The following is a 23107-nucleotide window of genomic DNA, read 5'->3' on the forward strand; positions in this document are numbered from 1 at the left end:
TATCGGCATGACCAAGCTCAAGAAGACCTACCCGCTCTATCTCAACAACAAGGCCGCGCAGCCGAACACCGATCTGGAGGTGACCGACAAGTTCACCGGCAAGGTCGCGTTCCGCACCGCGCTCGCCACGCCCGACGTGATCGAGGAAGCGATCGCGGGCGCGGTGCGCGCGGCGGAGCCGATGGCGCGGCTCGCCAGCTACGAGAAGCAGGACGTGCTCCAGCACTGCGTCGACCGTTTCCAGGAGCGGTTCGACGAACTCGCCTATGCGCTGTGCGTCGAAGCCGGGAAGCCCATCGGCGATGCCGAGGGGGAGGTCACGCGGCTGATCGACACCTTCCGCATCGGCGCGGAGGAGGCGGTGCGCAACTACGGCGAGATCCAGCCGCTCGACATCTCGGCCCGCGCCAAGGGCTACATGGGGCTATGGAAGCGCGTGCCGATCGGTCCGTGCAGCTTCATCTCGCCGTTCAACTTTCCGCTCAACCTCGCCGCGCACAAGATCGCCCCGGCGATCGCGATGGGCTGCCCGTTCGTGATGAAGCCCGCCAGCCTGACCCCGCTTGGCGCGATCATCATGGGCGAGGTGCTGGCCGAATGCGACGTGTTGCCCGAAGGCGCGTTCTCGATCCTGCCCGCGCGCCGCGACGGGGCGGACATGTTCACCAACGACGACCGGCTCAAGCTGCTCAGCTTCACCGGATCGCCGGGCGTCGGCTGGGACTTGAAGGCGCGCGCGGGTAAGAAGAAGGTCGTGCTCGAACTCGGCGGCAACGCGGCGGCGATCGTCGACAAGGATGCCGATCTCGACCACGCGCTCGAACGGATCGTGTTCGGCGCGTTCTACCAGAGCGGGCAGAGCTGCATCGGGGTGCAGCGGATCCTGATCCACGCGGACGTCTACGACGAATTCAAGGCCATGCTGGTCAAGAAGACGAAGACCTTGAAGGCGGGCGACCCGAAGAAGCGCGAGACCTTCATCGGCCCGATGATATCCGAGAAGGAGGCGGTGCGGCTCAAGGGCTGGATCGACCTCGCGGTAGAGGGCGGGGCGACCCTGCTGTGCGGCGGCAAGCGCGAGGGCAACATGCTCGAGGCGACGCTGCTCGAAGGCGTGCCGCGCGATGCCGATGCCAGCAAGGAAGAGGCGTTCGGCCCGCTCGCCAACCTGTCGAAGTTCACCGAATTCGCGGAGGCGCTGGAGCAGGTGAACGATTCGAAGTTCGGCCTCCAGGCGGGCGTGTTTACCCGCGACATCCATCAGGTGCTCGACGCGTGGGATACGCTCGACGTCGGCGGCGTAGTGGTCAACGACGTGCCCAGCTACCGGGTCGACAACATGCCCTACGGCGGGGTGAAGGATTCCGGGCTGGGCCGCGAGGGCATCCGCTTCGCGATGGAGGACATGAGCGAGATCAGGAACCTCGTGATTCGCCGCGAAAGCGCCGGTTGACGCGTTACGCGTCGACCAGCAGCAGCAGTTCGCACCGCACCTCCATGCGCGGGTGCGGCAACAGCGTGTGATCGACCGCGGTCACGGTGGCTTCGGCGACGAGCTGGCCGGGGATGGCGAATTCGTGGTCGGGCAGGTCGGCGATGAACCGCTCGCCCGCCTCGACCGCTTCGGCGCCGTCGAACACGATCTCCACCGTGTGCCGCGCGCCCTCGAACGTGATGCTGGCCCACGGCTTTTCGTCATGCCGGCGGAAGGACGCTTGCTCGTCGGCCAGGCGACCGAGCGCATCGCGCAGCCGGTCGGCAGTCGTGCGGCGAGGGCGGTTAAAATCACGCGACATGGGCATTCTCCCGCGCGGCTTCGAACGCCGCGATGAAGCTGCGGACATGCGCCTCGGTATCGGCGCGCGGTTCGCGCCCGTTGCGCAGGTCGAAGACGAAGCGCGGATCCTTCACCGCCCAGCGCCCGAACGTGGTCGGCGCGACGCCGTGCGCGCGGAGGAATTTTTCGATGGATCGGATCAGCATGGTTCTCCCCGCGAGTCAGAACATATCAGGAACATGACGAATCGCGAGGTCGCACCGGAAATCCTACTTGTCTAGGAAAAATCCTGTGCTATGCAGGAAAAATGGTTAAGCCCGCCGATACCGATCCGCGCGCGCGGCTGCTTGCGCTGTCGCGCGAGCGGAAAGTCAGCCTCGCGAGCCTTTCCGAGCTGATCGGGCGCAACGCCGCCTATCTCCAGCAGTTCGTCGGCCGCGGCAGCCCGCGCAAACTGGAGGAGGGGGACCGGCGTACGCTCGCCGAGTTCTTCGGAGTCGGCGAAATCGAACTGGGCGGGCCGGCACGCAGCGCCGCGCATCCCGAGCGGTCGGACGGTTACGTCACGATCCCGCGTCTGCCGCTCGACGTTTCGGCCGGGCCGGGATCGTTCGAGGCGCAGGAAATTCCCTTCGATTCGTTCCGCTTCCGCTCTAACTGGCTGCGCGAGATGGGGCTGGAAGGCGCCGATCTTAGCGCGATCCGGGTGGAGGGCGATTCGATGGAGCCGGTGCTGCATTCGGGCGACGAGATTTTCGTCGATCGCAATCGCCGCGGGCTGGAGGGCATCCACGTGGTCCGGGTCGACGGGGTGCTCCACGTCAAACGCCTGCACGCGACCGCGCTCGGCCGCATCACGCTGGTCAGCGAAAATCGCGCCTATCCCGATGTCGAACTGGCGCGCGAGGATGTCGAGATCATCGGCCGCGTGGTCTGGAAGAGCGGGCGGGTGTAATCCTGCCCCAACTTGATTGTCCGCCGCATCCCCGCCACATCCAGCGCATGACCGAGACCAAGCCCCAACCTCCCATGCGCGCGGCGATCATGCCCGTCACCCCGCTGCAGCAGAACTGCTCGCTGATCTGGTGCACGAAGACGATGCGCGGCGCGCTGACCGATCCGGGCGGCGATCTCGACAAGCTCAAGGCGGGCGTCGCGCAAGCGGGCGTCACGCTGGAAAAGATCCTCATCACCCACGGCCATCTCGACCATTGCGGGCAGGCGGGCGTCCTCGCGGAGGAGCTCGGCCTGCCGATCGAGGGCCCGCACGAAGCCGATCGCTTCTGGATCTCGCGCCTCGACGACGATGGCCGCCAGTGGGGCATGGATGCGAAAAGCTTCGAGCCCGACCGCTGGCTGGCCGATGGCGACACGGTGACGGTCGGCGACCTGACCCTCGACGTGATCCATTGCCCCGGCCACACCCCCGGCCACGTCGTGTTCTTCCACCGCCCCAGCAAGTTCGCGATCGTCGGCGACGTGTTGTTCCAGGGCTCGATCGGGCGCACCGATTTCCCGATGGGCAATCACCAGGATCTGATCGACGCGATCACCGGCAAGCTGTGGCCGCTGGGCGAGGACGTGACCTTCATCCCCGGCCACGGCCCGACCAGCACGTTCGGTCACGAGCGCAAGACCAACGCCTTCGTCAGCGATGCCGCGCTCGCGTAACCGCGCGCACACCGCTTGCAACCACGGAAATTTCCGCTATAGCGCGCGCCTTCCCGCCATGGCCGGGTCCGCATTCAGGCGCGCACTTGTGCGTTGCCGGACCTTGGCCTAGAGCGGCCCGCAACATACCGAATTTACTGGAACAGGTGCCGCAATGGCTGTCCCGAAGAGAAAAGTTTCACCCCATCGCCGTGGCAACCGCCGCGCGCACGATTCGCTGAAGGTCGAGGCGTTCCACGAATGCTCGAACTGCGGCGAGCTGAAGCGCCCGCACAACCTCTGTCCGCACTGCGGGCACTACAACGGCCGCGAAGTCATCGCCGTCGGTCTCTGACCGACCTCGCAATCAGCCGGAGATCGCCATGAGCCTGCCGCGTATCGCCGTCGATGCGATGGGCGGCGACGAAGGCGTGCGCGTGATGGTCGAGGGCGCGGCGCTCGCCCGTCGCCGCCATGACCGGTTCAAGTTCCTGCTGGTCGGGGACGAGAAGCGGATCGCCGCCGCGCTCGACACCCATCCGGGCATGCGCGGCGCGTCCGAAATCCTTCATTGCGAAGACGTGGTCGGCGGCGACGAGAAGCCGACCCAGGCGCTCCGCCGCGCCCGCACCACTTCGATGGGTCTCACGGTCAACGCCGTGAAGAAGGGCGACGCCGGGGCCGCGGTCAGCGCGGGCAACACCGGCGCGCTGATGGCGATGAGCAAGCTCGCGCTGCGCACGCTGCCGGGGATCGACCGGCCCGCGCTCGCTGCGCTGATGCCCACGCTCGGCGACAACGACGTCATCATGCTCGATCTCGGCGCCAATACCGAGGCCGACGCGCGCAACCTCGTCCAGTTCGCGATCATGGGCGCGGCCTATTCGCGCATCGTCAACGGCCTCGCCGAACCGCGCGTGCGCCTGCTCAACATCGGCACCGAGGAAACCAAGGGCACCGACGCGCTGCGCATCGCCGCTGCGCAATTGCAGGCGGCCACCGGCCTCGCGCTGTCGTTCGACGGGTTCGTCGAAAGCGACAAGATCAACCGCGGCGAAGTCGACGTGGTGGTGACCGACGGATTCTCCGGCAACATCGCGCTGAAGGCGATCGAAGGCACCGCGCGCTTCGTCACCGACCTCCTGCGGAGCGCCTTCACCAGCTCGCTGCGCTCGAAGATCGGCTTCCTCGTCTCGCGCCCGGCGACCGAGCTGCTGCGCCACCACCTCGATCCCAACAACCACAACGGCGCGGTCTTCCTCGGCCTCAACGGCGTGGTGGTAAAGAGCCACGGCAGCGCCAGCGCAGCGGGCGTGGCCAACGCCGTGGCGGTCGCCGCGCGCCTGCTCGAAGACGAACTCACGCACCGGATCAGCACCGACCTCGCGGCGCTCGGCGAAGCCCGCCTGCGCGCCAGCCATTCGGGCGGGGAGGCGAAGTGATCCGCTCGGTCGTGAAAGGCAGCGGCTCGGCCCTGCCGCGCACCGTCGTCAGCAACGCGGACCTCGCCGCGCGCGTCGACACCAGCGACGAATGGATCGTCGAGCGCACCGGCATCCGCCAGCGCTATCTCGCCGAACCCGACGAAACCACCTCGACCCTCGCGATCGAGGCCTCGCGCAAGGCGCTCGACGCTGCCGGGATCGCCGCGAAGGATATCGACCTGATCGTGCTGGCGACCGCCACGCCCGACCAGACGTTTCCCGCCACCGCGACCATCGTCCAGCACGCGCTGGGCTGCAACGGCGGCATCGCGTTCGACGTCGCGGCGGTCTGCTCGGGCTTCCTCTACGCGCTCGCCACGGCCGATTCGATGCTGCGCACCGGCATGGGCGAACGGGCACTGGTGATCGGCGCGGAGACGTTCAGCCGCATCCTCGACTGGGAAGACCGCACGACCTGCGTGCTGTTCGGCGACGGCGCAGGCGCGCTGGTGCTCGAGGCGCAGGACGTGGCCGACGACGGGCCGGGCCTGCTCGCGACCAATCTCCACGCCGACGGCGAGCACAACGAACTGCTCTACGTCGACGGCGGGCCTTCGACCACGCAGACGGTCGGCCATTTGCGGATGCGCGGGCGCGAGGTGTTTCGCCATGCCGTGGTCAATCTCGCCTCGGTGCTCGAGAACACGCTGGCCGAGGCGGGCTACGCGCCGGACGATCTCGACTGGGTCGTCCCGCACCAGGCCAATGCCCGCATCCTCGACGCCACCGCGCGCAAGCTGGGGCTGCCAGCGGAAAAGGTGATCGTCACCGTCGATCGGCACGCCAACACCTCGGCCGCCTCGGTCCCGCTCGCGTTCGACGTCGGCGTGAGGGATGGCCGGATCAAGCCGGGTGACCTCGTCATGTTCGAGGCGATGGGCGGCGGATTCACCTGGGGCGCGAGCCTGGTTCGGTTGTAAACGACAACGGGTGTAGTCGAGTTTTGTTTTCCACGGTCAACGCGTTGCAAAACCGGCAGATAATGGTTAGGCTCGCGCCCGTTATCCAAAGTCGGGTCGCGATGGAGGAGAATGGCGCATGACGCGTTCGGTGGGCACGCTGACTCGCGCGGATCTCGCGGAAACGATCAATCGCAAGATGGGTCTTTCGCGGGCAGAATCGCTTGCTCTGGTCGAATCGATCCTCACGCACATGTGCGAGGCGATGGCCAAGGGCGAGAACGTGAAGATTTCGGGCTTCGGCAGCTTCGTGCTGCGCGACAAGAAGAAACGGATCGGCCGCAACCCCAAGACGGGGGTGGAGGTGCCGATCACCCCGCGCCGGGTGATGACCTTCCGCGCCAGCCAGCTGTTCAAGGACAGGATAACGGAAGGCTAGAGCGATGAGCGGGTTCGACGATGGCAAGGACGACGGTGCTCTCAGGACCATCGGCGAAGTCGCCCGGGCGCTCGGCATCAAGCCGCATGTGCTGCGTTACTGGGAACAGCAATTCCCGATGTTGCAACCGCTGAAGCGCAGCGGCGGCCGCCGCTATTATCGCGCCGAGGATGTCGCGCTGGTCGAGAAGATCGACCGCCTGGTGAACCGCGAAGGCTACACCCTGAAAGGCGCGCGGGCTGCGGTGAAGGGGGGCGAGGGTGGATCCACGCCGCCGCGTGACATGGCTCCTTCGACGCGGCCCGACATGTCCGACGTTCTGCCGCGCCTCAAGGCGATCCGCGAAAGGCTCGCCGCCGCTTTGGCCGCCTGAGCCTGCGATAGCGGCAACGCGCCGCCTGCCCTCACTCCGCCGCCAGCAGCTCTTCCGCGCCGCCGAGGTCGACGCTGACCAGCCGGCTCACGCCTTTCTCGATCATCGTGACGCCGAATAGGCGGTGCATCCGGCTCATTGTCACCGCGTTGTGGGTGACGATCAGGTAGCGGGTGGCGGTTTCCTTCACCATCGCGTCGAGCAGGTCGCAGAAGCGGTCGATGTTGGCGTCGTCCAGCGGCGCGTCGACCTCGTCGAGCACGCAGATCGGGGCGGGGTTGGTGAGGAACAGCGCGAAGATCAGCGCGATCGCGGTCAGCGCCTGTTCGCCGCCCGACAGCAACGTGAGCGATTGCAGTCGCTTGCCCGGCGGCTGGGCGTAGATTTCCAGCCCGGCTTCCAGCGGATCGTCGCTGTCGATCAGCGCCAGATGCGCCTGCCCGCCTTCGAACAGCCGGGTGAACAGGCGGCGGAAATGCGCATCGACCTGCTCGAACGCGGCGCGCAGCCGTTCGCGGCCCTCGCGGTTGAGGCTGCCGATTGAGCCGCGCAGGCGGTGCACCGCCTCGGCCAGTTCGGCCTGCTCGGCGGCGTTGGTGCCGTGCTCGCCTTCGATCCGCGCCAGTTCCTCGGCGGCGACGAGGTTGACCGGGCCGATCCGCTCGCGCCCCGCGACGAGGCGGTCCATCTCCTCGGACTCGCCACCCGAATCGCCGACCCCGGCCTCGTCGAAATCGAACCGGCCCGGCAGCAGCGGGGGCGGGGACTGGAAGCGTTCGCCCGAAATCCGCGCCATCTCGCCGCGCCGCGCTTCCTCGCTCTCCGCACGCGCGGCAAGACCGGCCCGGGTCTCGCGGAAACCGGCCAGAGCTTCGGTCGCTTCGGCGAAGGCGCGGTCGGCGGCGGTGGCATCGCCTTGCGTGGATGCTACCGCCGCTTCGGCCTCCGCGAGGTCCTTCCCCAGCCGCTCGCGCGCCGCGTCGCCCTGCTCGATCTCGCGCATCAGCCCCTCGGGCTTGGCGGCGGTGATCGCGCGTTCCTCGGCGATTTCCTCGAACCGGCGCTCCATGCCCGAAAGCCGCTGCGCCGCCTCGCCCGAGCGTGCTTGCCAGTTCGCCATGTCGCCGCGCTGCGCTGCCGCCCGCTCGCGCGCCACCGCGAGCCCCTGATCGTGCGCGGCGAGCTGCGCGGCGGCGGCCTGCTGGCCCGAGCGCGCGGCCTCGTTCTTCGCTTGCGCGGCTTCGAGTGTCGCACGCCCGGTGGCGGGATCGGGCAAGGCGCCCTTGCGCTCGCGCGCATCATCGAGGTCGGCCTCGGCCTGTTCGCGCTGCTCGGCGAGTTCGCTCGCCGCCTGATCGAGTTCGGCGAGCCGCGCGGCCGTCCGTTCGCGCGCCGCCTCCGCCTGGTCGAGCGCGCGCAGGGCCTGCCGCTCGGCCTCGCTCGCTTCGGCGACCCCGCGTTCGGCGGCGACGAGCGCGCGCTGCAATGCGGAGAGTTCATCCTGCGCCGAGGCTTGCGCCGCTTCCGCGCTTTCCACCGCTTCGCGCAGCGCGGGCAATTCGGCGTCGAGTTCGGCGAAGCGGTTCTCGGCCTCCAGCCGCGCCGCTTCCGCTGCGCCTTCGCCGCGCGCGACGAAGCCGTCCCACCGGCGCAAGTGCCCGCCGGTCGTCACCAGCCACTCGCCCGGCCCGAGCGTGCGCCCGTCGTCGCTGTCGGCGATGTGGACGAGCGCCAGCCGCGCGGCGAGTTCGGGCGGGCAGCCGGGCACGTGGTCGGCGAGGCTGTCCGCCACTTTGGCGGGCGCCGCGCCGCCGGTCCAGAAGCGCCCGTCGCCTTCCGCCGTGCCGAGCGGCGCCTTGGCATCGCGCCCGAGCACCGCGGCGAGCGCGCGTTCGTAGCCTTTCGCCGCGCGCACCTTGTCGAGCGCGGCGGGCCGCCCCTTGCGCCCCGCCGCCTGCCGCTCGCGCGCTTCGCGGTCGCGCTTCAGGGCGCTCCATTCGCGTTCGACCCCCGCCAGTTCCGCGCGCGCGGCAGCGAGCGCACTGGCGGCTTCGTCGCGCGCGGTCTGCAAGCCATCCCTGCGCGCACGATCGGCTTCCAGCGCCTCGCGCAGCCGCGCCAGTTCGCGCGCCGCATCCTCCGCCGCGCCCGACGCCTCGGCGAGCGCCTCGCCCGGATCGCCCGCTTCGGAAAGTGCGCGCCGCGCTTCATCCTGCCGCCGCGCCTCCCCGTCGAGCCGCGCCACGCGCGCTTCGGCCTGCTCGATCGCGGCCTGCGCCACGCGCCATTCGGCCTCGACCCCCGCGTGATCGGCGGTCGCCTTCGCTAGCGCGAGTTCCGCCGCGCGCCCGGCACGCTCGCTATCGTCGAGCTTCGCGGCGAGCGCCGGGCGCTGTGCCTCGGCATCGGCCAGCGCCTGCTCGTTCGCGGCGAGATCCTTCGCCAGCCGCGCCAGCGCTTCGGCGGCGTCGCGCGTGAGGCGGTCGGCATCCTTGCGGTCCTCCTCCAGCCGCGCGTGCTGCCGGTCGAGGTCGGCGAGGCGCTGTTCGGCGGCCTCGAGCTGGCTGGTGAGCGCGGCCATCCTGTGCTCGTGCGCGGAGGAATCGTCACGCCGGTCCGCCAGTTCGTCCCGCGCTGCGGCGAGCGCCTTGGCGGCCGAATGCTGCGCCTTTTGCGCCGCGTCGGCATCCTCCTTGGCCCCGGCGACCCGCGCTTCGGCCGCCTTGGCCTCCTCTCGCGCCGCTTCGGCCGCCGCCGCCGCATCGCGCCAGCGCGCGAACAGCAGCCGCGCCTCGGCCACGCGGATCTGGTCGGAGAGCTTGGTGTACCGTTCCGCCTGCTTCGCCTGCCGCCGCAGCGAGGCAATCTGCGAATCGAGGCCCGCCATCAGGTCTTCGAGCCGCGCGAGGTTCGCCTCGGTCTGGCGCAGCTTGCTCTCGGCGTCGCGGCGGCGGACGTGGAGGCCCGCGATCCCCGCGGCTTCCTCCAGCATCATGCGGCGTTCGGCGGGCTTGGCGGCGATGACCTGCGCGATCTTGCCCTGGCTGACGAGCGCCGGGCTGTGCGCCCCGGTCGCGGCGTCGGCGAAGGTCAGTGCAACGTCCTTCGCGCGCACGTCGCGCCCGTTGACGCGGTAGGCGCTGCCCGCGCCGCGCTCGATCCGGCGCAGCACCTCCAGTTCGTCGCCGTCGTCGGCCTCGGCCTGGAGCACGACTTCGGCGAAGTCGCGCGGCGGGCGGCTGGCGGTGCCCGCGAAGATCACGTCCTCCATCCCGCCCGAGCGCATGGACTTGGGCGAATTCTCGCCCATGACCCAGCGGATTGCTTCGAGCAGGTTGGACTTGCCGCAGCCGTTGGGGCCGACCACGCCGGTGAGGCCCGGCTCGATGCTCAGCGTGGCAGGCTCGACGAAGCTCTTGAACCCGCTGAGCCTGAGCCGCCTGATCCGCATCGCCGCCTGCCGGTGCCCCCTGCCGTGCGGCGCCTTACCTAGCGCCGGCCCGCTGCAGCAGCGCCTCGACCTCGGCCCAGCTGCTCTCTTCGAGCATGCGGCCGTTGAGGAAGAAGGTCGGCGTGCGAGTGATCTCGTCCTCGCGCGCCTGGCTGTCGAGCCGCTCGGCGAGCTGCTCCATCGCGCCGAAATCGGCGAGGCAGGTGCGCGCCTGATCCTTGCTCAGCCCGCGCGCGGCGAAGAAATCGAGGAACCCGGCGGCTTCGGCGAAGCCGACGAAGCGCTGGTTCTCGGGCAGGCCCATCGCCTGTTCGAGCGCGGGCGCGTTCGCTTGCATCGGATCGAGCACCGCGTTGAGGTTCGCCCAGACCTGATCGGCCAGCGGAACCGCCGCTTCGGGCGCGCCGCAGCTTATCAGCCGGGTCAGGATCAGGTCGGGCGCGCCGTGGATCAGTGTGCTGCGGAACTCGAAGTTCACGCGGCCCGAATTGACGTAATCGCCCAGCAGCTCTTCCGAGCCCTGCTGCGCGAACGCGGCGCAGGCCGGGCAGGTGAGCGAGCCGTATTCGACCAGTTCGATCGGCGCCTCGGGATTGCCGACGAGGTAGCCGCCTTCGTCGGTCACGGTCACGGTGTCGCGCCACTCGGTGCCTGCGGGCGCGGCCACTTCGGCGGCCGGCTCGGCGGAGGCGGCAGGCGCGTCGGTCGATTCCGAGCCACAGGCGGCAAGGCCCAGCGCGAGCGGTGCGGCGAGGCTGGCGAGGGCGATCCGGCGAAGCATGGTCATGGCGATAAGAGTCCTTGGCAGGATGGGGAAACTAGACGAACGGGGCGACGGGGTGAAGCGCGGGGGCAGGCTGTCCACAGCTTGTCGCCTCTAGAGGCGCGCGTCGAGCTGCGGCGCGAGCATCTTCCAGTCGTGCGTGCCCGCCAGCGTGATGCCGTCGAGCACGAAGCTGGGCGTGCCTTCGATATTGTATTTCGCGGTCGCCGCCTGGCTGCTCTCGGCCAGCGCCCGCGCTGCAGCGTCGCTGGCGAGGCAGCGGTCGATCTCGGTCCGCGCGTAACCCCGGCTCTCCATCAGTTTGTAGAAGCCGAGGTCGGCGGCGATCGCGCGGCGGCGTGCCGGCTGGCTGCCGCTCTGCCACCGGGCGCGCTGCGCCGCGGTCGCCCCGGCGTAGCGCGGCAGCCATTCGTCCTGCGCGTTCATGAACAGCGTGTGGTTGCGCAGGAACTTGGCGGGCGGGCCGCAGCCGACCAGCATCGTCGCCACCAGATCGGCGGAGTTGCGCAGCATTGACCGGATTTCCAGTTCGACCTTGCCGGAGCCGATATAGCCGAGCTGCAGCGGCGCTTCGCCTTCGGTGGTGAAATGCGCGCAGTGCGGGCAGGTGTAGCTGACGAAGGCGATCAGTTCGACCTTCGCCTCCGGGTTGCCGATGCGATGCGCGCCGTCGGCCTCGACCACGCTGGTGTTCCAGTTGCCCGCGTTGGCGGGCGCGAAGACCATCGCCGCTGCGAGCAAGCCCGCCTTGGCGACCGCTGCCAGTTTCATTCCTGTTCCTCCTTGCCGCCCAAGCTGCGAGCGAGCGATTCGAGCACCGTGCGCAATTCCGGGTCGCCGATGTCGCGCAAGCTTTCGCCCAGTTCCATCGGGATCGGCTTGAGCGACGGCGGCGCCTTCGCGCGTTCCTCTGCCGCCGGCGGCTTAACCTCGCCTTGCCGCAGCTTGACGCGCGATACGGCCTTGTAGCCGAAGAAGCGGTTCACCCGCTCCATGATCTCGGGCACGACATGCTGGATCAGCGGTGCGTGCGCGGGCAGCACCACCAATTGCAGGATGCCGTCGGATTTCTCGCCGGGGGGAAAGCGGATCGCCTCGGGCATGCAGACGCGCGCGTGGCGCTCGCCCACGATCTCGGGCCAGCGGGTGACGACGCTCGACTGGACGAAGCCGAACCGGCGGAAGGCGGTGCGGCCGATCTGCGGCATCAGGTCCGATATCTGGCGCGCGGGCCCGCCGCGCGGCCGCTCGTATGCGCGGCCCTTCGCCTTGCCCGGCCCCTTCGGTTTCGCGTCCCGTTCCATTGCGGCAGTGCCCATGCCATAGGCGGCGCGTGACTGCCAGTGGCGAGACGATAGCGAGCGCGCTGCTCGCCTGGTACGGGCGGCATGCGCGCGACCTGCCGTGGCGCGCGCGGCCCGGCGAACCCGCGCCCGATCCGTACCGTGTGTGGCTGTCCGAAGTCATGCTCCAGCAGACCACCGTCGCGGCGGTGAAGCCCTATTTCGCCGCCTTCACCGCGCGCTGGCCCACCGTCGAGGCGCTCGCCGCCGCGCCGGAGGACGCGGTGATGGCCGCGTGGGCGGGCCTCGGATATTACTCCCGCGCGCGCAATCTGGTGAAATGCGCGCGCGTCGTGGCGGACAGGGGCGGCTTTCCCGACACCGAGGCCGAATTGCGCAAGCTGCCGGGGCTCGGCGACTACACCGCCGCCGCGGTCGCCGCGATCGCCTTCGCCCGGCGCGCGGTGGTGGTCGACGCCAATGTCGAGCGGGTGGTCGCGCGGCTGTTCGCGGTGGAGGCACCGCTGCCGCCTGCGCGCAAGGCGATCCGCGCGCATGCCGATGCGATCACGCCGGAGGAAAACGCGGGCGATTTCGCGCAGGCGATGATGGATCTCGGCTCGGGCATTTGCACCGCGCGCGATCCCAAGTGTCTGCTGTGCCCGCTCTCGGCGAATTGCGAGGGGCGGCGGCGCGGCGATCCGGCACGCTATCCGGTCAAGGCGCCGAAAAAGGCGAAGCCGCAGCGCACGGGCACCGCGTGGTGGATCGAGCGCGAGGGCCGCGTCTGGCTGGTGCGCCGGCCCGGCAGCGGAATGCTCGGCGGCATGCGCGCCTTGCCCGACGACGGCTGGTCCGCACGGGGCGACGGCGACGCGCAGCCGCCGGTAGCGGGCGATTGGCAGGATACCGGAACCGTGCGCCACGGCTTCACCCACTTCGATCTCGATCTGCGGGTGATGGCGCTGCGCGACGCGCCCGATATGCCGGGCGAGGGCGCGTGGTGGCCGATGGACGAACTCGCCGCCGCCGGGCTGCCCACGCTGTTCGCGAAAGCGGCGCGCCGGGCGCTCGCGCGGGAGATCGAGATCAGATAAACCCGCCGCCCAGCATCAGGCGGATCACCGCGATCGCGAACACGATCAGGCAGAAATTCCGCCCGCCGTTGCTCGACGACATCGCGCCCAGGCCGATGCCGATCACCACCACCGGCAGCGCGAACCAGTTGCCCCAGCCGAGGAAGGGGATTGTGGAAGGGATCACGATCACCAGCGCGACGATCCCGGCGAGAATGGAAAGCAGGTTCAGCATGTGTTCTATATGGATAACACAGCACGGCCTTGCAAGCGCAATTGACCGTTCAGCCGCGATGCCCCACACCCTCGCGGGTCGATTGCAAAAAAGGACCGTTCGATGGGATCGAGGACGTTCGATGAGGTGGCGGTATCGCGCCGGGGATTGCTTCGCGGCGGGGCGCTGCTGGGGGCCGGGGCCGCGCTCGCCGCGCTGCCGATGGGGCGCGCCGCTTTCGCGCAGGCGGGGCAATGGCCCGCGGTCACCGCGCTGGCCGATCGCTACGTCACATCGCGCAAGCTCGCCAACATGGTCTCGGTGCTCGGCTGGCAGCAGCGCGCGCCCGACGTGATCGCGAAGGGCACGCTGGCGATCGGCCAGGCCGCGCCCGCCGGGATCGACAGTCTCTACCGCATCTATTCGATGACCAAGCCGATCACCGGCATGGCCGCGATGATGCTGATCGAGGACGACAAGCTCGAACTCGACCAGCCGCTCGCGGAAATCCTGCCCGCCTTCGCCGACATGCGGGTGCAGAAGACCTACGACGGCTCGATCACCGATCTCGAGCCTGCCGAGCGGCCGATCACCATCCGCCACCTGCTGACCCACACCGCCGGGCTCGGCTATTCGATCATCCAGAAGGGGCCGATCAAGGCCGCCTACGAGCGCGCGGGGGCGATTCCCGGGCAAGTGACCAAGCTGCCGCTCGGCGAGATCTTCGGCCGCGGCCAGCCCGCGCCCAGCCTGGAGGCGTTCGCCGACAACCTCGCCGCGCTGCCGCTCGTCGCGCAGCCGGGCACGCGCTGGTCCTATTCGGTCGCGCTCGACCTGATGGGCCGGGTGATCGAGGTGGCCAGCGGCCAGCCGTTCGATGCCTTCCTGCAGGAACGGATGTTCGATCCGCTGGGCATGACGAGCACGTGGTTCCGCGTGCCCGCGAGCGAGGTCGGGCGGCTGACGACGAACTACGGCATTATGAACGGCACGCTGCTGCCGCTCGATCCGGCGCGCGCCTCGGTCTATCTCGATGCCCCCGCGTTCCCCTTCGGCGGGGCGGGGCTCGTTTCCAGCCCGGCGGACTACGACCGCTTCCTGCGCATGCTGGTCGGCTACGGCGAGTTCGAGGGCAAGCGCGTGATGAGCGAAGCGGCGGTTCGCCTCGGCACCTCGAACCTGCTGCCCGAAGGGGTGACGACCGAGGGCACCTTCGCCGCCGGATCGGGCTTCGGCGCGGGCGGCCGCGTGGGGCTGGGCGCGGAAGCGGGCACCTACGGCTGGGGCGGCGCGGCGGGCACGGTCGCCTTCGCCGACCTCAAGCGCGGCCTGCGCGCGGGCATGTTCACGCAATACATGCCGGTCGAGACCTATCCGCTGCATTCCGAATTTCCCGCGGCCGTGGTCGCCGACGTGATGGCGCTAGCGAAGCAGGGGGCCGGGATGCAGGGGGCGCAGGGCTGACGGGGTGCCGGGCAAGCCAGCGCTCGCCTTCACCGGCTGCCGCCTCGACCGCGCGGACAACGTGCGCGCCGACCCGGAGGCGCTGGCCGGCCTGATGAACTGGCGCGCGCGCCTGCTCGCGCTCGACGGCATGATGCCCGCGCTGGACGATACCGGACGGCTCGCCTGGGGCACGCTGGCCGACGCGCCGGACGATGCCGAGCTGGTGTTCCTCGGGCTGGACGAAGGAAAAGCCTGCTTCGCCGCCGTCCCGCCGCACGGCGATTCGCGTCCGCGCATGGCGAACCCCGCGCTGTGGAGCCTGATGGCGGCGCTCTCGCCCGAAGACCTCGCGCTCTACGGCGGCGCGCGCAGCCTGGTGGACTGGCACGCGCGACACCGCTTCTGCGCCGCGTGCGGCGGCGACACGCGGATCGCCAAGGGCGGCTGGCAACGCGATTGCCCCGCGGAACAGGGCGGCTGCGAGGCGCAGCATTTCCCGCGCACCGATCCCGTCACGATCATGCTGGTGGAGCATGGCGGCAAGCTGATGCTCGGCCGCGGCCTCGGCTGGCCCGAGGGGCGCTTTTCCGCGCTCGCGGGCTTCGTCGAGCCGGGCGAATCGATCGAGGAAGCCGTCGCGCGCGAGGTGCTGGAAGAATCAGGCGTGCGCGTGCGCGACGTCAGCTACGTCGCCAGCCAGCCGTGGCCGTTTCCCAGCCAGCTCATGATCGGCTGCCATTCACATGCCGACGACGACGTGCTGACCATCGACGAAACCGAAATGGCCGAAGTTCGCTGGTTCACCCGCGCCGAGGTCCAAGCCGCGCTCGCGGGCGAGGAAGGCGCGGCCTTCACCGCCCCGCCGCCCCACGCGATCGCGCACCACCTGCTCCACTGGTGGATCGGCGCCTAGCGAAGCACCGGCAGTACGTCGACCAACTGCACGTCGCGCATATGGCTCAGATACGCTTCGTAATAGCCCTTGTGCGAAGCGCCGACGATCGCGAGCATCCGCGTCCCCGGATCGCGGCCGAGCACTTCGCGGATATTCGCGACCATGCGCAAGTTGCGCGTTTCCCAATAGGCGACGTAGCGCCTGCCGTAAGCGCCCGGCGAAGGCTCGGCGAGCGCGGCCCCGAAATCGGAGCGATAGGCCTCGATCGCATAAGACGGCGCGTTGTAGGCGCGATAGATGTCGAGCAGCGCGCCGGGCTGCCCCAGCCGGCCTTCCAGCGCGTCGCTCTGCGCAATCCGCGCCTTCGTGGCGGGGTTGTCCCACGCGGCTGCAACGGCTGTGCCGTAAGCATCGTCGTCGATGCCTTCGCCCGCGTAGTTCGACTGATCGTCCACGCACCAGACCCGCTCAAGCCCCGATCGCGCCGCCACCCGCGCGGCGACCAGATCGCTCTCGTTCTCGCGTGTCATCCGCTCGTCGAGAAAAGTCGCCAGCCCTTCGGTAAGGTTGCCATCGGCCCGCCGCTCGCCCTCGGGCAAGCGCAGCCACTGGACCAGCGCCGATGTCGGCTCGCCCGCCGCGAGCAGCACGGCGGCCAGTTCGCGCCGCATCTCCGGCGGCGGATCGTCGGGCCACTCGGCCAGCATCCGCTCCACCGCCGCGTTGGCTGCGGGCACGTCGAGCCCGGCCGCCTGTCCGGCATCGGCGGGATCGAAGCAATAGCTCTCGATCTCCTCCGCATCGTAGCGCGCGGGCTGCCGCCGCATCGTGTCGCACGCGAGGCCGGAGATGTTCTCGACCGCCACCGCCGTCGGCTTCCATTCGACGAGGCGATCCACCAGCGGCCCGGCCATTTCGGCGCGGAAGGCATCGGGCAGTTGCGAGAGATGCGGCGACCCCAGCACCATCACCGCATTCGGCTCGCCCGCAGGCCGATCGTCGAGATCGCCGGGCCGAAACGCAGGCTCGTAGCTTTGCGCGGCCGCCGAACCGGCGAGGCCCAGCGCCAGAAGCAGCGCCGTGAATTTCGATATTGTCCTGCCTTTCATCGCTCCCCCTTTTCGTGATGAAGTTATGGCTGGCAGGCGAAAAGCGCAAATGGCAAGATCGACAAAGCGATCACGACTTCTGGAGAACGATATGACGGAATATGAACAGATCACGGCTCTCAAAAAAGATGTGGCGCGCATGAAGCTCGCCCTTTCGGCAATTCTGCTTTGTGGCGCAGGCGTTGCCCTCGTTGCCGCGACGGCTCCGAAAGAAGATGTCTCGTTCGGAACCGTCACCGCCGAGCGTATCAATATCGTTGAACCCGATGGTCTGTTTCGCGCGGTCCTGACCAACGGTGCGCGATCACCGGGGCCGATGAAGGAGGCCCGGATCGGCGCCGAGGAGGGGCACCGCAATTTTCCGATCGGCGGCCTCATTCTCTACGATGCGGCGGGGCAGGAACAGGGCGGCGTGGGAACCGGCGGTTCGAGCGAACAGGGATCGCTGGCGGTGAACGCGCTTGATTGGCCGGCCGGTGCCGACGGGGGCTTTGGCGAAGCCATCGCGACTTACCGCCGGGTGGACGCGGAAGGCGTGGCATCGTCGGGCATCCAGTTCGCCGATCGGCCAGCCGCAGGCGCATTGCCGACCGATGGCGTCGACCGACGCAGGATCAAACTCCAGAACGTCGACAGGGATGCGGAGGTTCTGCTGGCCGACGCCGAAGGAAACGACCGTATCAAGCTGCGCGTGGACGCCGGTGGCGAGGCCAGCATCGAAATAGTCGATCGTGAGGGCAACACGGTGTTCCGAGCGCCGGAAAACTGATGACGCCGCCCTAGACCAGCCCCAGCCGCGTCAGCTTGCCCATCAGCCTGCCGGGCAGCACGTCGCCGATGTCCTCGTCGTCGGCGAGGTCGCGCGGGGCGTCGTCTTCGGCGAGATAGCGCCAGCCCTGGTGGGCGCGCTTGGGGCGGGGGTGGACGGGGACCAGTTCGGGCTTGAGGCGGATGGTCCAGTGCCCGTCGCGGCGCTGTTCGAACCCGATGATCTCGCACCGCGCGACGATCGCGTGGTCGAGGATCCAGTAGAGCGAGCCGCCGATCATCTCCTCGTGCCGCCGGGGCAGGTAGCGGGTGCGCATATGCGCTTCCGGCCCCGCCTCGACCCACGCGCGCAGGGAATCGATTCCCTTCGAGCGGTAGGCGATCTTGGTCATGTTGAGCGGCATCGGGTGCGAGATAGGGATCGGCGGCGTGTTTTGCGAATGGCAGTGCCTCGCGAAACGAGAAATTCCCGCTGTCCTACATGCCGCCGAAAATCGCAGGATGGCCCGATGCCTGCCGTCCCGCCCGGTTTGCACGCGCCCGAACCGCCTTATGGCATCCGGCTGCGCGGGGGCGATTTTTTCTCTCCAGGACAGTGTAACATGTGGTCCATGTCTCGCGGTTCAGCCCGCCAGGCCGGCCGCCACCGCGAGGCCGAGGAAGGCGAAGAAGCCCATCGAATCGGTGATCATCGTCACGAACACGCTGCTCGCCACCGCCGGGTCCTGCTTCAGCCGTTCGAAGATCACCGGCACCAGCACCCCCGCGAGGCCCGCCACCGCGACGTTGACCACCATCGCCACCGCGATCACCACGCCCAGCATGGGATTGAACACGATGCCGGTGCCGATGCCGATCAGCACCGCCACGGTCACGCCGTTCAGCAGCGCGACGCGCATCTCGCGCCACAGGATGCGGCCGGTGTTGGCCTCGGTCAGCTGGTTCATCGCGATCGCGCGCACCGCCACCGCCATCGTCTGCGTGCCCGCGTTGCCGCCGATGCTGGCGACGATCGGCATCAGCACGGCGAGCGCCACCAGCTGTTCGATCGCGGCGCCGAACATCGCGATGATGAAGCTGGCGACCAGCGCGGTGCCGAGGTTGGCGATCAGCCAGCGCACGCGCGCGGCATAGGCCTCGCGGATCGGCTCGTTGATGTCGCCTTCGCCCGCGCCCGAGAGCAGCAGCACGTCCTCGCCCGCTTCCTCGGCGATGATGTGGACCACGTCGTCCACCGTCATCTGGCCGACCAGCCGCCCGTTGGCATCGACCACCGCGGCGGAGATCAGCGCGTATTTCTGGAACATCAGCGCGACCTCTTCCTGATCCATCGTCACCGGGATCAGCGTCTGGTCGCGCTTCATCACGTCGGTCAGCGCGACCGAGCGCGGCGTGCGCAGGATCCAGCTCAGCGCGCAGGTGCCGACGGGGTGGTGCGCGTGGTCGACCACGAACACCTCCCAGAAATCGTTGGCAAGGTCGCCTTCCTCGCGCAGGAAGTCGATCAGGTCGCCCACCGTCATGTGCTCGGGCACCGCGACCACCTCGCGGCTCATCAGGCGGCCGGCGGTCTCCTCGGGATAGGCGAGCGCGCTCTCGATCGCCGCGCGGTCCTCGGCGTCGAGTGCGTCGAGCACGGCGCGCTGGTCGGCGGGTTCGAGATCCTCGATCAGCTGGACGGCGTCGTCGGTCTCGAGCTGTTCGGCGATGGCGGCGACCGCGTCGGCGGGCAGCGCCTCCATCATGTCCTCGCGGACGTAATCGTTGAGCTCGGCGATCACGTCGGAGCTCATCAGGTCGGTGATCGCGGCGGCCAGCTCGCGCCGCTCGTCGCGCTCAAGCAGTTCGAGAAGGTCGGCGATGTCGGCTGGATGGAGCGGCTCGACCAGGTCGTAGACCGCGCCCTTGTCGCCGTTCTCCAGCGCCTCGCGCACGGCGCGGACGTAGTCGGGCTTCAGCCGGTTCTCCTCGTCGTGGCGCTCGTCGTCGACGCGGTCGTCGGGATGTATGGCGTCGGGGCGCGCGCCATCCTCCACCGGCGGCGGATCGGCCAGCAGCGTGTCGTCCTGGTGCGCGTCGTCCGCCATCGGCTCGCTCTAGGCGGCTCGCTTCCAAAAGCAAGCGCGCGGCGGGGTGACTTTGCGCGGGCAGCGCCTATATCGGCGCGCAACACGAACAGGAGACGAATTGCATGGCCGACCAGACGCTGACGCTCACTCTCGACACCGGCAACGGGGAAGGCGGCGATGTCGTCATCAAGCTGCGCCCCGATCTCGCGCCCGGCCATGTCGAGCGGATCACCGAACTGGCGAAGGACGGGTTCTACGACGGCGTGGTGTTCCACCGCGTGATCCCCGGCTTCATGGCGCAGGGCGGCGATCCCACCGGCACCGGCATGAGCGGCAGCGACAAGCCCGACCTCAAGGCCGAGTTCAACTCCGAACCGCACACCCGCGGCACCTGCTCGATGGCGCGCACCCAGGTGCCCGACAGCGCCAACAGCCAGTTCTTCATCTGCTTCGACGACGCGCATTTCCTCGACGGGCAGTACACCGTCTGGGGCCAGGTCGAGAGCGGCATGGAGCACGTCGACGCACTGCCCAAGGGCGAGCCCCCGCGCGAGCCGGGCAAGATCGTCAAGGCGACGGTGGCCTGACACGCGATGGCCCGTGACCTGCGGGCTCTCGGCCGTGCGCTGGGCGGGGCGGGGGCGGCGCTGCTGCTCTCCGCCTGCGCCACCGATCTCACGCAGGCGCGCAGCCCGTGCGTTTACGAACCGGGCGGCTGGTGCGGCTTCACTCGCGATCTGGCGGAAGAAAGCTGGCAATACGCCCAGCTTTCCAACGACGTCTATCGCGACGAGGAGAAGTTCCCGCACCCGACCGGCGACTACGTCATGGCCCCCGATACGCCGGCGAAGCACGAAGCGGGCTACGCCTACATCGTCTACGACCGCTACGCGCCGGATGCGGGCGGCGGCGAGAAGCGGCTCGCCGAGCGGGTGATCGCCTATCGCGGCACCGAGATGAACAGCTTCCAGGACTGGGTGCTGGGCAATATCGGCGCGCAGTACAACGATCGCGGCTGGGACACTTACGCCGAGCAGCGCAAGATGCTCGACGAACAGGGGCTGGACGCGGTGCCGATCACGCTGACCGGCCATTCGCTCGGCGGGGCGATCGCGGCCTATGTCGCGCTGCGCGAACCGCGCGCCCGGTCCTACGCCTTCAACCAGTCGCCGCGCTTCTCCGTGCCGGAGGAGCCGACGCGCAACCGCCGCGTCGCGGTGTCCGAGCGCGGCGAGGCCTTGCGCGGCCTGCCCGCCGGGGGCGGCGTGTTCCTGCAGGACATGCTGGTGCTCAACTGCCGCCCGAACGGCGCGCCGTGGAAGGATCACTCGGTCCGCAAGCTGTCCGAATGCCTGACCTGGATCGCGGCCTACGGCGACCCGCAGGCGCTCGCCTCGGTCCGCGAGAACGCCATCCCCAAGCCCGCGATCGAATGCGGCCCGCCCGGCAAGGCGCACCCCGGCGACGCCCCGCCCGAAGGCGTGTGCCGCCACAACCGCGAGATCGAGGAGGAGTGAGCTAGAGCTCCGCCTTTACCAGCCAGTCGTGGAACAGGCGCACGGGGCGTTCCTCCAGCGCTGTCGGCCGGCAGACGAACCAGTAGGAATAGGGGCTCTCGACTTCGATGTCGTAGAGTTCGGCCAGCCGGCGATCGCCCGCCCGGCGGAAATGGTCGTCGTGCATGATCGCGATGCCGAGACCTTGCGCGGCGGCTTCGAGGATGAGCTGGCCCGAATCGTAATGGTCGATCGCGGCCGGTTCCAGATCGTCGAGGCCGAGCGCGCGCTTCCACGCCTCGAAGCTGGCGGGCAGCTCGTTGTGGATCAGGAAGGTCTGCTTCGACAGCCGCTCGATATCGGGCTTCGGGCCGAGTTCTTCGGCCAGCTCGGGGCGGCAGATCGCGTGGACCTTGTTGTAGTCGAGCCGCACCGCGTGGAGCGAGCGTTCGGGGCCGCGCGAGAGGATGATCGCCGCATCGAGCGTGTCGCCGACGCGCGATTCGAGGTGAGGCCCGGTGTCGATGTCGATGTGCAGGCGCGGATGCTGCGCGCGCAGTTCGGCGAGGCGGGGGAACAGCCGCTGCGTGCCGAACAGCGGCAGCACGCCAAGATGCAGGCGCAGCAGCGAGAGGTTCTCGGATTGCCCCTCCACCGCGCGGGCGAGCGCTTCGAACTGCGGGCTGACGGCTTCGTAGAACTGGTGCCCCTCATCGGTCAGTTGCATCGCCTGCCGCGCGCGGGTGAACAGCTTCTTGCCGACGAATTCCTCGAGATTGCCGATCCGCCGCGACAATGCCGAAGGGCTCAGCCCGATTTCTTCCGCCGCCGCGCGGGCGGAACCGAGGCGGACGGTGCGCATGAAGGCTTCGAGCGCGCGGAGCGGGGGAAGGCGGCGGATCGGCATCGGGAAGGGAAACTGCGGATTGGCGGACTGATTGTCGAGCCGATTTTTTGCAGTTGCGAAAAGAAAGTTATTCCTCGGCTTCCGGCTCTTCGGGCGGGTGCAGCCGCAAGCGGGTGACGTGGGTCGCGTCGCCGTCGGTCACCTCGATCCGCCACCCGCTCGGGTGCGGCAGTATCGCACCGACCGGCGGCACTTGTTCGGCGAGGATGAAGGCGAGGCCGCCCAGCGTGTCGACCGCTTCCTCGACTTCGGCGAGCCGCGGATCGACCTGCTCGGCCACGTCGTCGAGCTCGGCGCGCGCGTCGCAATCCCACATGCCGTCGCCGATCGGCACGATCCACGCCACTGGCGCCTCGTCGTGCTCGTCCTCGATATCGCCGACGATCTCCTCGACCAGATCCTCGATCGTGATGATCCCGTCGGTGCCCGAGAATTCGTCGACCACGATGGCGAGGTGCATCCGCTGCGCGCGCATGTCGGCGAGCACGTCGAGCGCGCCGCGCGCCTGCGGCACGTAGAGCGGCTGGCGCATCAGCACGGTCCAGTCGGCCGGCGGGGCCTTGCGCTCGGCGAGGTAGGGGAACACGTCCTTGATGTGGATCATGCCGATCACGTCGTCGAGCGTGTCGCGATAGACCGGCATGCGCGAATGGCCGTTCTCGGAGAAGCTGGCGACCAGCTCGTCCCAGCCGATCGTCGCCTCGACCGCGACGATCTCGCCGCGCGGCACCGCCATGTCGTCGGCATCGTGTTCGGAGAAGTGGAGGATGTTGCGCAGCATCTGCCGCTCGACCGGCGAGAGATCGCCATCGGCACGCGTCTCGCCGCCGCCGTTGGCTGATTCCTCGTCCTCGTGTTCGTCGATCGCTTCCTCGAGCTGCGCGCGCAGCGACCGCTCGCTGTCGCCGTCGAAGAACTTGCGGATCGCGAGCCACAGCCCGTTTCTACTGTCCGGGTCTCCGGCTGAATTTTCGGATTCGGGCATGG

General features: G+C 69.0%; 26 protein-coding genes. 14 read left to right on the plus strand and 12 right to left on the minus strand.

What is annotated here, in order from left to right; genetic code table 11:
- Window positions 1-7: 7 nt before the first annotated feature.
- Entirely contained in the window at window positions 8-1453 is a 1446-nt protein-coding gene (locus ACE3QC_RS00100; protein WP_374405021.1) for an aldehyde dehydrogenase family protein, read from the plus strand.
- Between the two features lie 4 nt (window positions 1454-1457).
- On the opposite strand, the gene ACE3QC_RS00105 is transcribed toward ACE3QC_RS00100, so the two are convergent.
- Both ACE3QC_RS00105 and ACE3QC_RS00110 read right to left on the minus strand, forming a co-directional pair.
- A complete protein-coding gene (locus tag ACE3QC_RS00105) occupies window positions 1458-1796 on the minus strand; it encodes a hypothetical protein (RefSeq protein WP_374405022.1) in 339 nt (112 codons plus the stop codon).
- Window positions 1786-1983, minus strand: coding sequence for a hypothetical protein (locus ACE3QC_RS00110; protein WP_374405023.1), 198 nt, complete (start codon window positions 1981-1983; stop codon window positions 1786-1788). The genes ACE3QC_RS00105 and ACE3QC_RS00110 overlap by 11 nt, the downstream gene beginning before the upstream one ends.
- A gap of 101 nt (window positions 1984-2084) precedes the next feature.
- On the opposite strand from ACE3QC_RS00110, the gene ACE3QC_RS00115 reads away from it, so the two are divergent.
- From ACE3QC_RS00115 to ACE3QC_RS00145, 7 genes are all read left to right on the plus strand, one after another.
- Window positions 2085-2732 carry a helix-turn-helix transcriptional regulator gene (locus ACE3QC_RS00115; protein WP_374405024.1) on the plus strand — a complete coding sequence of 216 codons (648 nt, stop codon included), beginning with the start codon at window positions 2085-2087 and terminating at the stop codon, window positions 2730-2732.
- Window positions 2733-2779: 47 nt separating this feature from the next.
- The gene (locus tag ACE3QC_RS00120) at window positions 2780-3448 is read left to right on the plus strand and encodes an MBL fold metallo-hydrolase (RefSeq protein WP_374405025.1); all 669 of its coding nucleotides are present in this window, start codon (window positions 2780-2782) and stop codon (window positions 3446-3448) included.
- A gap of 154 nt (window positions 3449-3602) precedes the next feature.
- Entirely contained in the window at window positions 3603-3782 is a 180-nt protein-coding gene (gene rpmF / locus ACE3QC_RS00125; RefSeq protein ID WP_047806539.1) for a 50S ribosomal protein L32, read from the plus strand.
- A 28-nt stretch (window positions 3783-3810) separates the two neighbouring features.
- Window positions 3811-4869 (plus strand): phosphate acyltransferase PlsX, encoded by a 1059-nt coding sequence (gene plsX, locus ACE3QC_RS00130; RefSeq protein WP_374405026.1) that lies wholly within the window; start codon window positions 3811-3813, stop codon window positions 4867-4869.
- The gene (locus ACE3QC_RS00135) at window positions 4866-5831 is read left to right on the plus strand and encodes a beta-ketoacyl-ACP synthase III (RefSeq protein ID WP_374405027.1); all 966 of its coding nucleotides are present in this window, start codon (window positions 4866-4868) and stop codon (window positions 5829-5831) included. Before plsX ends, ACE3QC_RS00135 begins: the two co-directional genes overlap by 4 nt.
- A gap of 118 nt (window positions 5832-5949) precedes the next feature.
- Window positions 5950-6249 (plus strand): integration host factor subunit alpha, encoded by a 300-nt coding sequence (locus ACE3QC_RS00140; protein WP_374405028.1) that lies wholly within the window; start codon window positions 5950-5952, stop codon window positions 6247-6249.
- A gap of 4 nt (window positions 6250-6253) precedes the next feature.
- Entirely contained in the window at window positions 6254-6622 is a 369-nt protein-coding gene (locus ACE3QC_RS00145) for a MerR family transcriptional regulator (RefSeq protein WP_374405029.1), read from the plus strand.
- 31 nt (window positions 6623-6653) lie between these two features.
- Here ACE3QC_RS00145 and ACE3QC_RS00150 read toward each other — a convergent pair whose 3' ends face one another.
- The 4 genes from ACE3QC_RS00150 to ACE3QC_RS00165 form a co-directional block, all read right to left on the minus strand.
- Window positions 6654-10073 (minus strand): chromosome segregation SMC family protein, encoded by a 3420-nt coding sequence (locus ACE3QC_RS00150; protein ID WP_374405030.1) that lies wholly within the window; start codon window positions 10071-10073, stop codon window positions 6654-6656.
- Window positions 10074-10107: 34 nt separating this feature from the next.
- Window positions 10108-10860, minus strand: coding sequence for a DsbA family protein (locus ACE3QC_RS00155; RefSeq protein ID WP_374405032.1), 753 nt, complete (start codon window positions 10858-10860; stop codon window positions 10108-10110).
- A 90-nt stretch (window positions 10861-10950) separates the two neighbouring features.
- Window positions 10951-11628 (minus strand): thioredoxin domain-containing protein, encoded by a 678-nt coding sequence (locus ACE3QC_RS00160; RefSeq protein ID WP_374405034.1) that lies wholly within the window; start codon window positions 11626-11628, stop codon window positions 10951-10953.
- On the minus strand, window positions 11625-12161 hold the full coding sequence (locus ACE3QC_RS00165; RefSeq protein ID WP_374405036.1) for a DUF721 domain-containing protein: 537 nt from the start codon (window positions 12159-12161) through the stop codon (window positions 11625-11627). Before ACE3QC_RS00165 ends, ACE3QC_RS00160 begins: the two co-directional genes overlap by 4 nt.
- 29 nt (window positions 12162-12190) lie before the next feature.
- Between ACE3QC_RS00165 and ACE3QC_RS00170 the strand changes: the two genes are divergently transcribed.
- The gene (locus ACE3QC_RS00170) at window positions 12191-13237 is read left to right on the plus strand and encodes an A/G-specific adenine glycosylase (protein ID WP_374405037.1); all 1047 of its coding nucleotides are present in this window, start codon (window positions 12191-12193) and stop codon (window positions 13235-13237) included.
- On the opposite strand, the gene ACE3QC_RS00175 is transcribed toward ACE3QC_RS00170, so the two are convergent.
- The gene (locus ACE3QC_RS00175; protein WP_374405039.1) at window positions 13230-13451 is read right to left on the minus strand and encodes a hypothetical protein; all 222 of its coding nucleotides are present in this window, start codon (window positions 13449-13451) and stop codon (window positions 13230-13232) included. The two genes, ACE3QC_RS00170 and ACE3QC_RS00175, sit on opposite strands and share 8 nt — an antisense overlap.
- A 102-nt stretch (window positions 13452-13553) precedes the next feature.
- Here ACE3QC_RS00175 and ACE3QC_RS00180 point away from each other — a divergent pair, with 102 nt between their 5' ends.
- Window positions 13554-14894, plus strand: a complete 1341-nt coding sequence (locus ACE3QC_RS00180) for a serine hydrolase domain-containing protein (protein WP_374405041.1) — start codon at window positions 13554-13556, stop codon at window positions 14892-14894.
- 94 nt (window positions 14895-14988) lie between these two features.
- Window positions 14989-15789, plus strand: coding sequence for an NAD(+) diphosphatase (gene nudC, locus ACE3QC_RS00185; protein ID WP_374406588.1), 801 nt, complete (start codon window positions 14989-14991; stop codon window positions 15787-15789).
- On the opposite strand, the gene ACE3QC_RS00190 is transcribed toward nudC, so the two are convergent.
- The gene (locus ACE3QC_RS00190) at window positions 15786-16880 is read right to left on the minus strand and encodes a DUF5694 domain-containing protein (protein ID WP_374405043.1); all 1095 of its coding nucleotides are present in this window, start codon (window positions 16878-16880) and stop codon (window positions 15786-15788) included. The two genes, nudC and ACE3QC_RS00190, sit on opposite strands and share 4 nt — an antisense overlap.
- Before the next feature lie 91 nt (window positions 16881-16971).
- On the opposite strand from ACE3QC_RS00190, the gene ACE3QC_RS00195 reads away from it, so the two are divergent.
- The gene (locus tag ACE3QC_RS00195) at window positions 16972-17649 is read left to right on the plus strand and encodes a hypothetical protein (protein WP_374405044.1); all 678 of its coding nucleotides are present in this window, start codon (window positions 16972-16974) and stop codon (window positions 17647-17649) included.
- A 10-nt stretch (window positions 17650-17659) separates the two neighbouring features.
- Here the strand turns inward: ACE3QC_RS00195 and ACE3QC_RS00200 are convergent, their stop codons facing one another.
- The gene (locus tag ACE3QC_RS00200; RefSeq protein ID WP_374405046.1) at window positions 17660-18052 is read right to left on the minus strand and encodes a DUF1489 family protein; all 393 of its coding nucleotides are present in this window, start codon (window positions 18050-18052) and stop codon (window positions 17660-17662) included.
- A gap of 219 nt (window positions 18053-18271) precedes the next feature.
- Window positions 18272-19735, minus strand: a complete 1464-nt coding sequence (gene mgtE / locus ACE3QC_RS00205) for a magnesium transporter (protein WP_374405048.1) — start codon at window positions 19733-19735, stop codon at window positions 18272-18274.
- 104 nt (window positions 19736-19839) lie between these two features.
- Between mgtE and ACE3QC_RS00210 the strand changes: the two genes are divergently transcribed.
- Together ACE3QC_RS00210 and ACE3QC_RS00215 are read left to right on the plus strand one after the other, a co-directional pair.
- A complete protein-coding gene (locus ACE3QC_RS00210; RefSeq protein ID WP_374405050.1) occupies window positions 19840-20304 on the plus strand; it encodes a peptidylprolyl isomerase in 465 nt (154 codons plus the stop codon).
- Window positions 20305-20310: 6 nt separating this feature from the next.
- Window positions 20311-21234, plus strand: a complete 924-nt coding sequence (locus tag ACE3QC_RS00215) for a hypothetical protein (protein ID WP_374405052.1) — start codon at window positions 20311-20313, stop codon at window positions 21232-21234.
- Between the two features lies 1 nt (window position 21235).
- Here ACE3QC_RS00215 and ACE3QC_RS00220 read toward each other — a convergent pair whose 3' ends face one another.
- Both ACE3QC_RS00220 and ACE3QC_RS00225 read right to left on the minus strand, forming a co-directional pair.
- Window positions 21236-22120, minus strand: coding sequence for a LysR substrate-binding domain-containing protein (locus ACE3QC_RS00220; RefSeq protein ID WP_374405053.1), 885 nt, complete (start codon window positions 22118-22120; stop codon window positions 21236-21238).
- 67 nt (window positions 22121-22187) lie between these two features.
- Window positions 22188-23105 carry a hemolysin family protein gene (locus ACE3QC_RS00225; RefSeq protein ID WP_374405055.1) on the minus strand — a complete coding sequence of 306 codons (918 nt, stop codon included), beginning with the start codon at window positions 23103-23105 and terminating at the stop codon, window positions 22188-22190.
- Window positions 23106-23107: the final 2 nt, after the last annotated feature.

Origin of the sequence: Pelagerythrobacter sp. (assembly GCF_041912895.1) — a bacterium.
In the GTDB taxonomy this organism is placed as follows: domain Bacteria; phylum Pseudomonadota; class Alphaproteobacteria; order Sphingomonadales; family Sphingomonadaceae; genus Pelagerythrobacter.

Bases quoted from the DNA above. Each gene is read 5' to 3' on its own strand.
- ACE3QC_RS00100 (WP_374405021.1), top strand. From the start codon at position 8: ATGACCAAGCTCAAGAAGACCTACCCGCTCTATCTCAACAACAAGGCC.
- ACE3QC_RS00105 (WP_374405022.1), bottom strand. From the start codon at position 1,796: ATGTCGCGTGATTTTAACCGCCCTCGCCGCACGACTGCCGACCGGCTG.
- ACE3QC_RS00110 (WP_374405023.1), bottom strand. From the start codon at position 1,983: ATGCTGATCCGATCCATCGAAAAATTCCTCCGCGCGCACGGCGTCGCG.
- ACE3QC_RS00115 (WP_374405024.1), top strand. From the start codon at position 2,085: ATGGTTAAGCCCGCCGATACCGATCCGCGCGCGCGGCTGCTTGCGCTG.
- ACE3QC_RS00120 (WP_374405025.1), top strand. From the start codon at position 2,780: ATGACCGAGACCAAGCCCCAACCTCCCATGCGCGCGGCGATCATGCCC.
- rpmF (WP_047806539.1), top strand. From the start codon at position 3,603: ATGGCTGTCCCGAAGAGAAAAGTTTCACCCCATCGCCGTGGCAACCGC.
- plsX (WP_374405026.1), top strand. From the start codon at position 3,811: ATGAGCCTGCCGCGTATCGCCGTCGATGCGATGGGCGGCGACGAAGGC.
- ACE3QC_RS00140 (WP_374405028.1), top strand. From the start codon at position 5,950: ATGACGCGTTCGGTGGGCACGCTGACTCGCGCGGATCTCGCGGAAACG.
- ACE3QC_RS00145 (WP_374405029.1), top strand. From the start codon at position 6,254: ATGAGCGGGTTCGACGATGGCAAGGACGACGGTGCTCTCAGGACCATC.
- ACE3QC_RS00150 (WP_374405030.1), bottom strand. From the start codon at position 10,073: ATGCGGATCAGGCGGCTCAGGCTCAGCGGGTTCAAGAGCTTCGTCGAG.
- ACE3QC_RS00155 (WP_374405032.1), bottom strand. From the start codon at position 10,860: ATGACCATGCTTCGCCGGATCGCCCTCGCCAGCCTCGCCGCACCGCTC.
- ACE3QC_RS00160 (WP_374405034.1), bottom strand. From the start codon at position 11,628: ATGAAACTGGCAGCGGTCGCCAAGGCGGGCTTGCTCGCAGCGGCGATG.
- ACE3QC_RS00165 (WP_374405036.1), bottom strand. From the start codon at position 12,161: ATGGAACGGGACGCGAAACCGAAGGGGCCGGGCAAGGCGAAGGGCCGC.
- ACE3QC_RS00175 (WP_374405039.1), bottom strand. From the start codon at position 13,451: ATGCTGAACCTGCTTTCCATTCTCGCCGGGATCGTCGCGCTGGTGATC.
- ACE3QC_RS00180 (WP_374405041.1), top strand. From the start codon at position 13,554: ATGGGATCGAGGACGTTCGATGAGGTGGCGGTATCGCGCCGGGGATTG.
- nudC (WP_374406588.1), top strand. From the start codon at position 14,989: ATGAACTGGCGCGCGCGCCTGCTCGCGCTCGACGGCATGATGCCCGCG.
- ACE3QC_RS00190 (WP_374405043.1), bottom strand. From the start codon at position 16,880: ATGAAAGGCAGGACAATATCGAAATTCACGGCGCTGCTTCTGGCGCTG.
- ACE3QC_RS00195 (WP_374405044.1), top strand. From the start codon at position 16,972: ATGACGGAATATGAACAGATCACGGCTCTCAAAAAAGATGTGGCGCGC.
- ACE3QC_RS00200 (WP_374405046.1), bottom strand. From the start codon at position 18,052: ATGCCGCTCAACATGACCAAGATCGCCTACCGCTCGAAGGGAATCGAT.
- mgtE (WP_374405048.1), bottom strand. From the start codon at position 19,735: ATGGCGGACGACGCGCACCAGGACGACACGCTGCTGGCCGATCCGCCG.
- ACE3QC_RS00210 (WP_374405050.1), top strand. From the start codon at position 19,840: ATGGCCGACCAGACGCTGACGCTCACTCTCGACACCGGCAACGGGGAA.
- ACE3QC_RS00215 (WP_374405052.1), top strand. From the start codon at position 20,311: ATGGCCCGTGACCTGCGGGCTCTCGGCCGTGCGCTGGGCGGGGCGGGG.
- ACE3QC_RS00220 (WP_374405053.1), bottom strand. From the start codon at position 22,120: ATGCCGATCCGCCGCCTTCCCCCGCTCCGCGCGCTCGAAGCCTTCATG.
- ACE3QC_RS00225 (WP_374405055.1), bottom strand. From the start codon at position 23,105: ATGCCCGAATCCGAAAATTCAGCCGGAGACCCGGACAGTAGAAACGGG.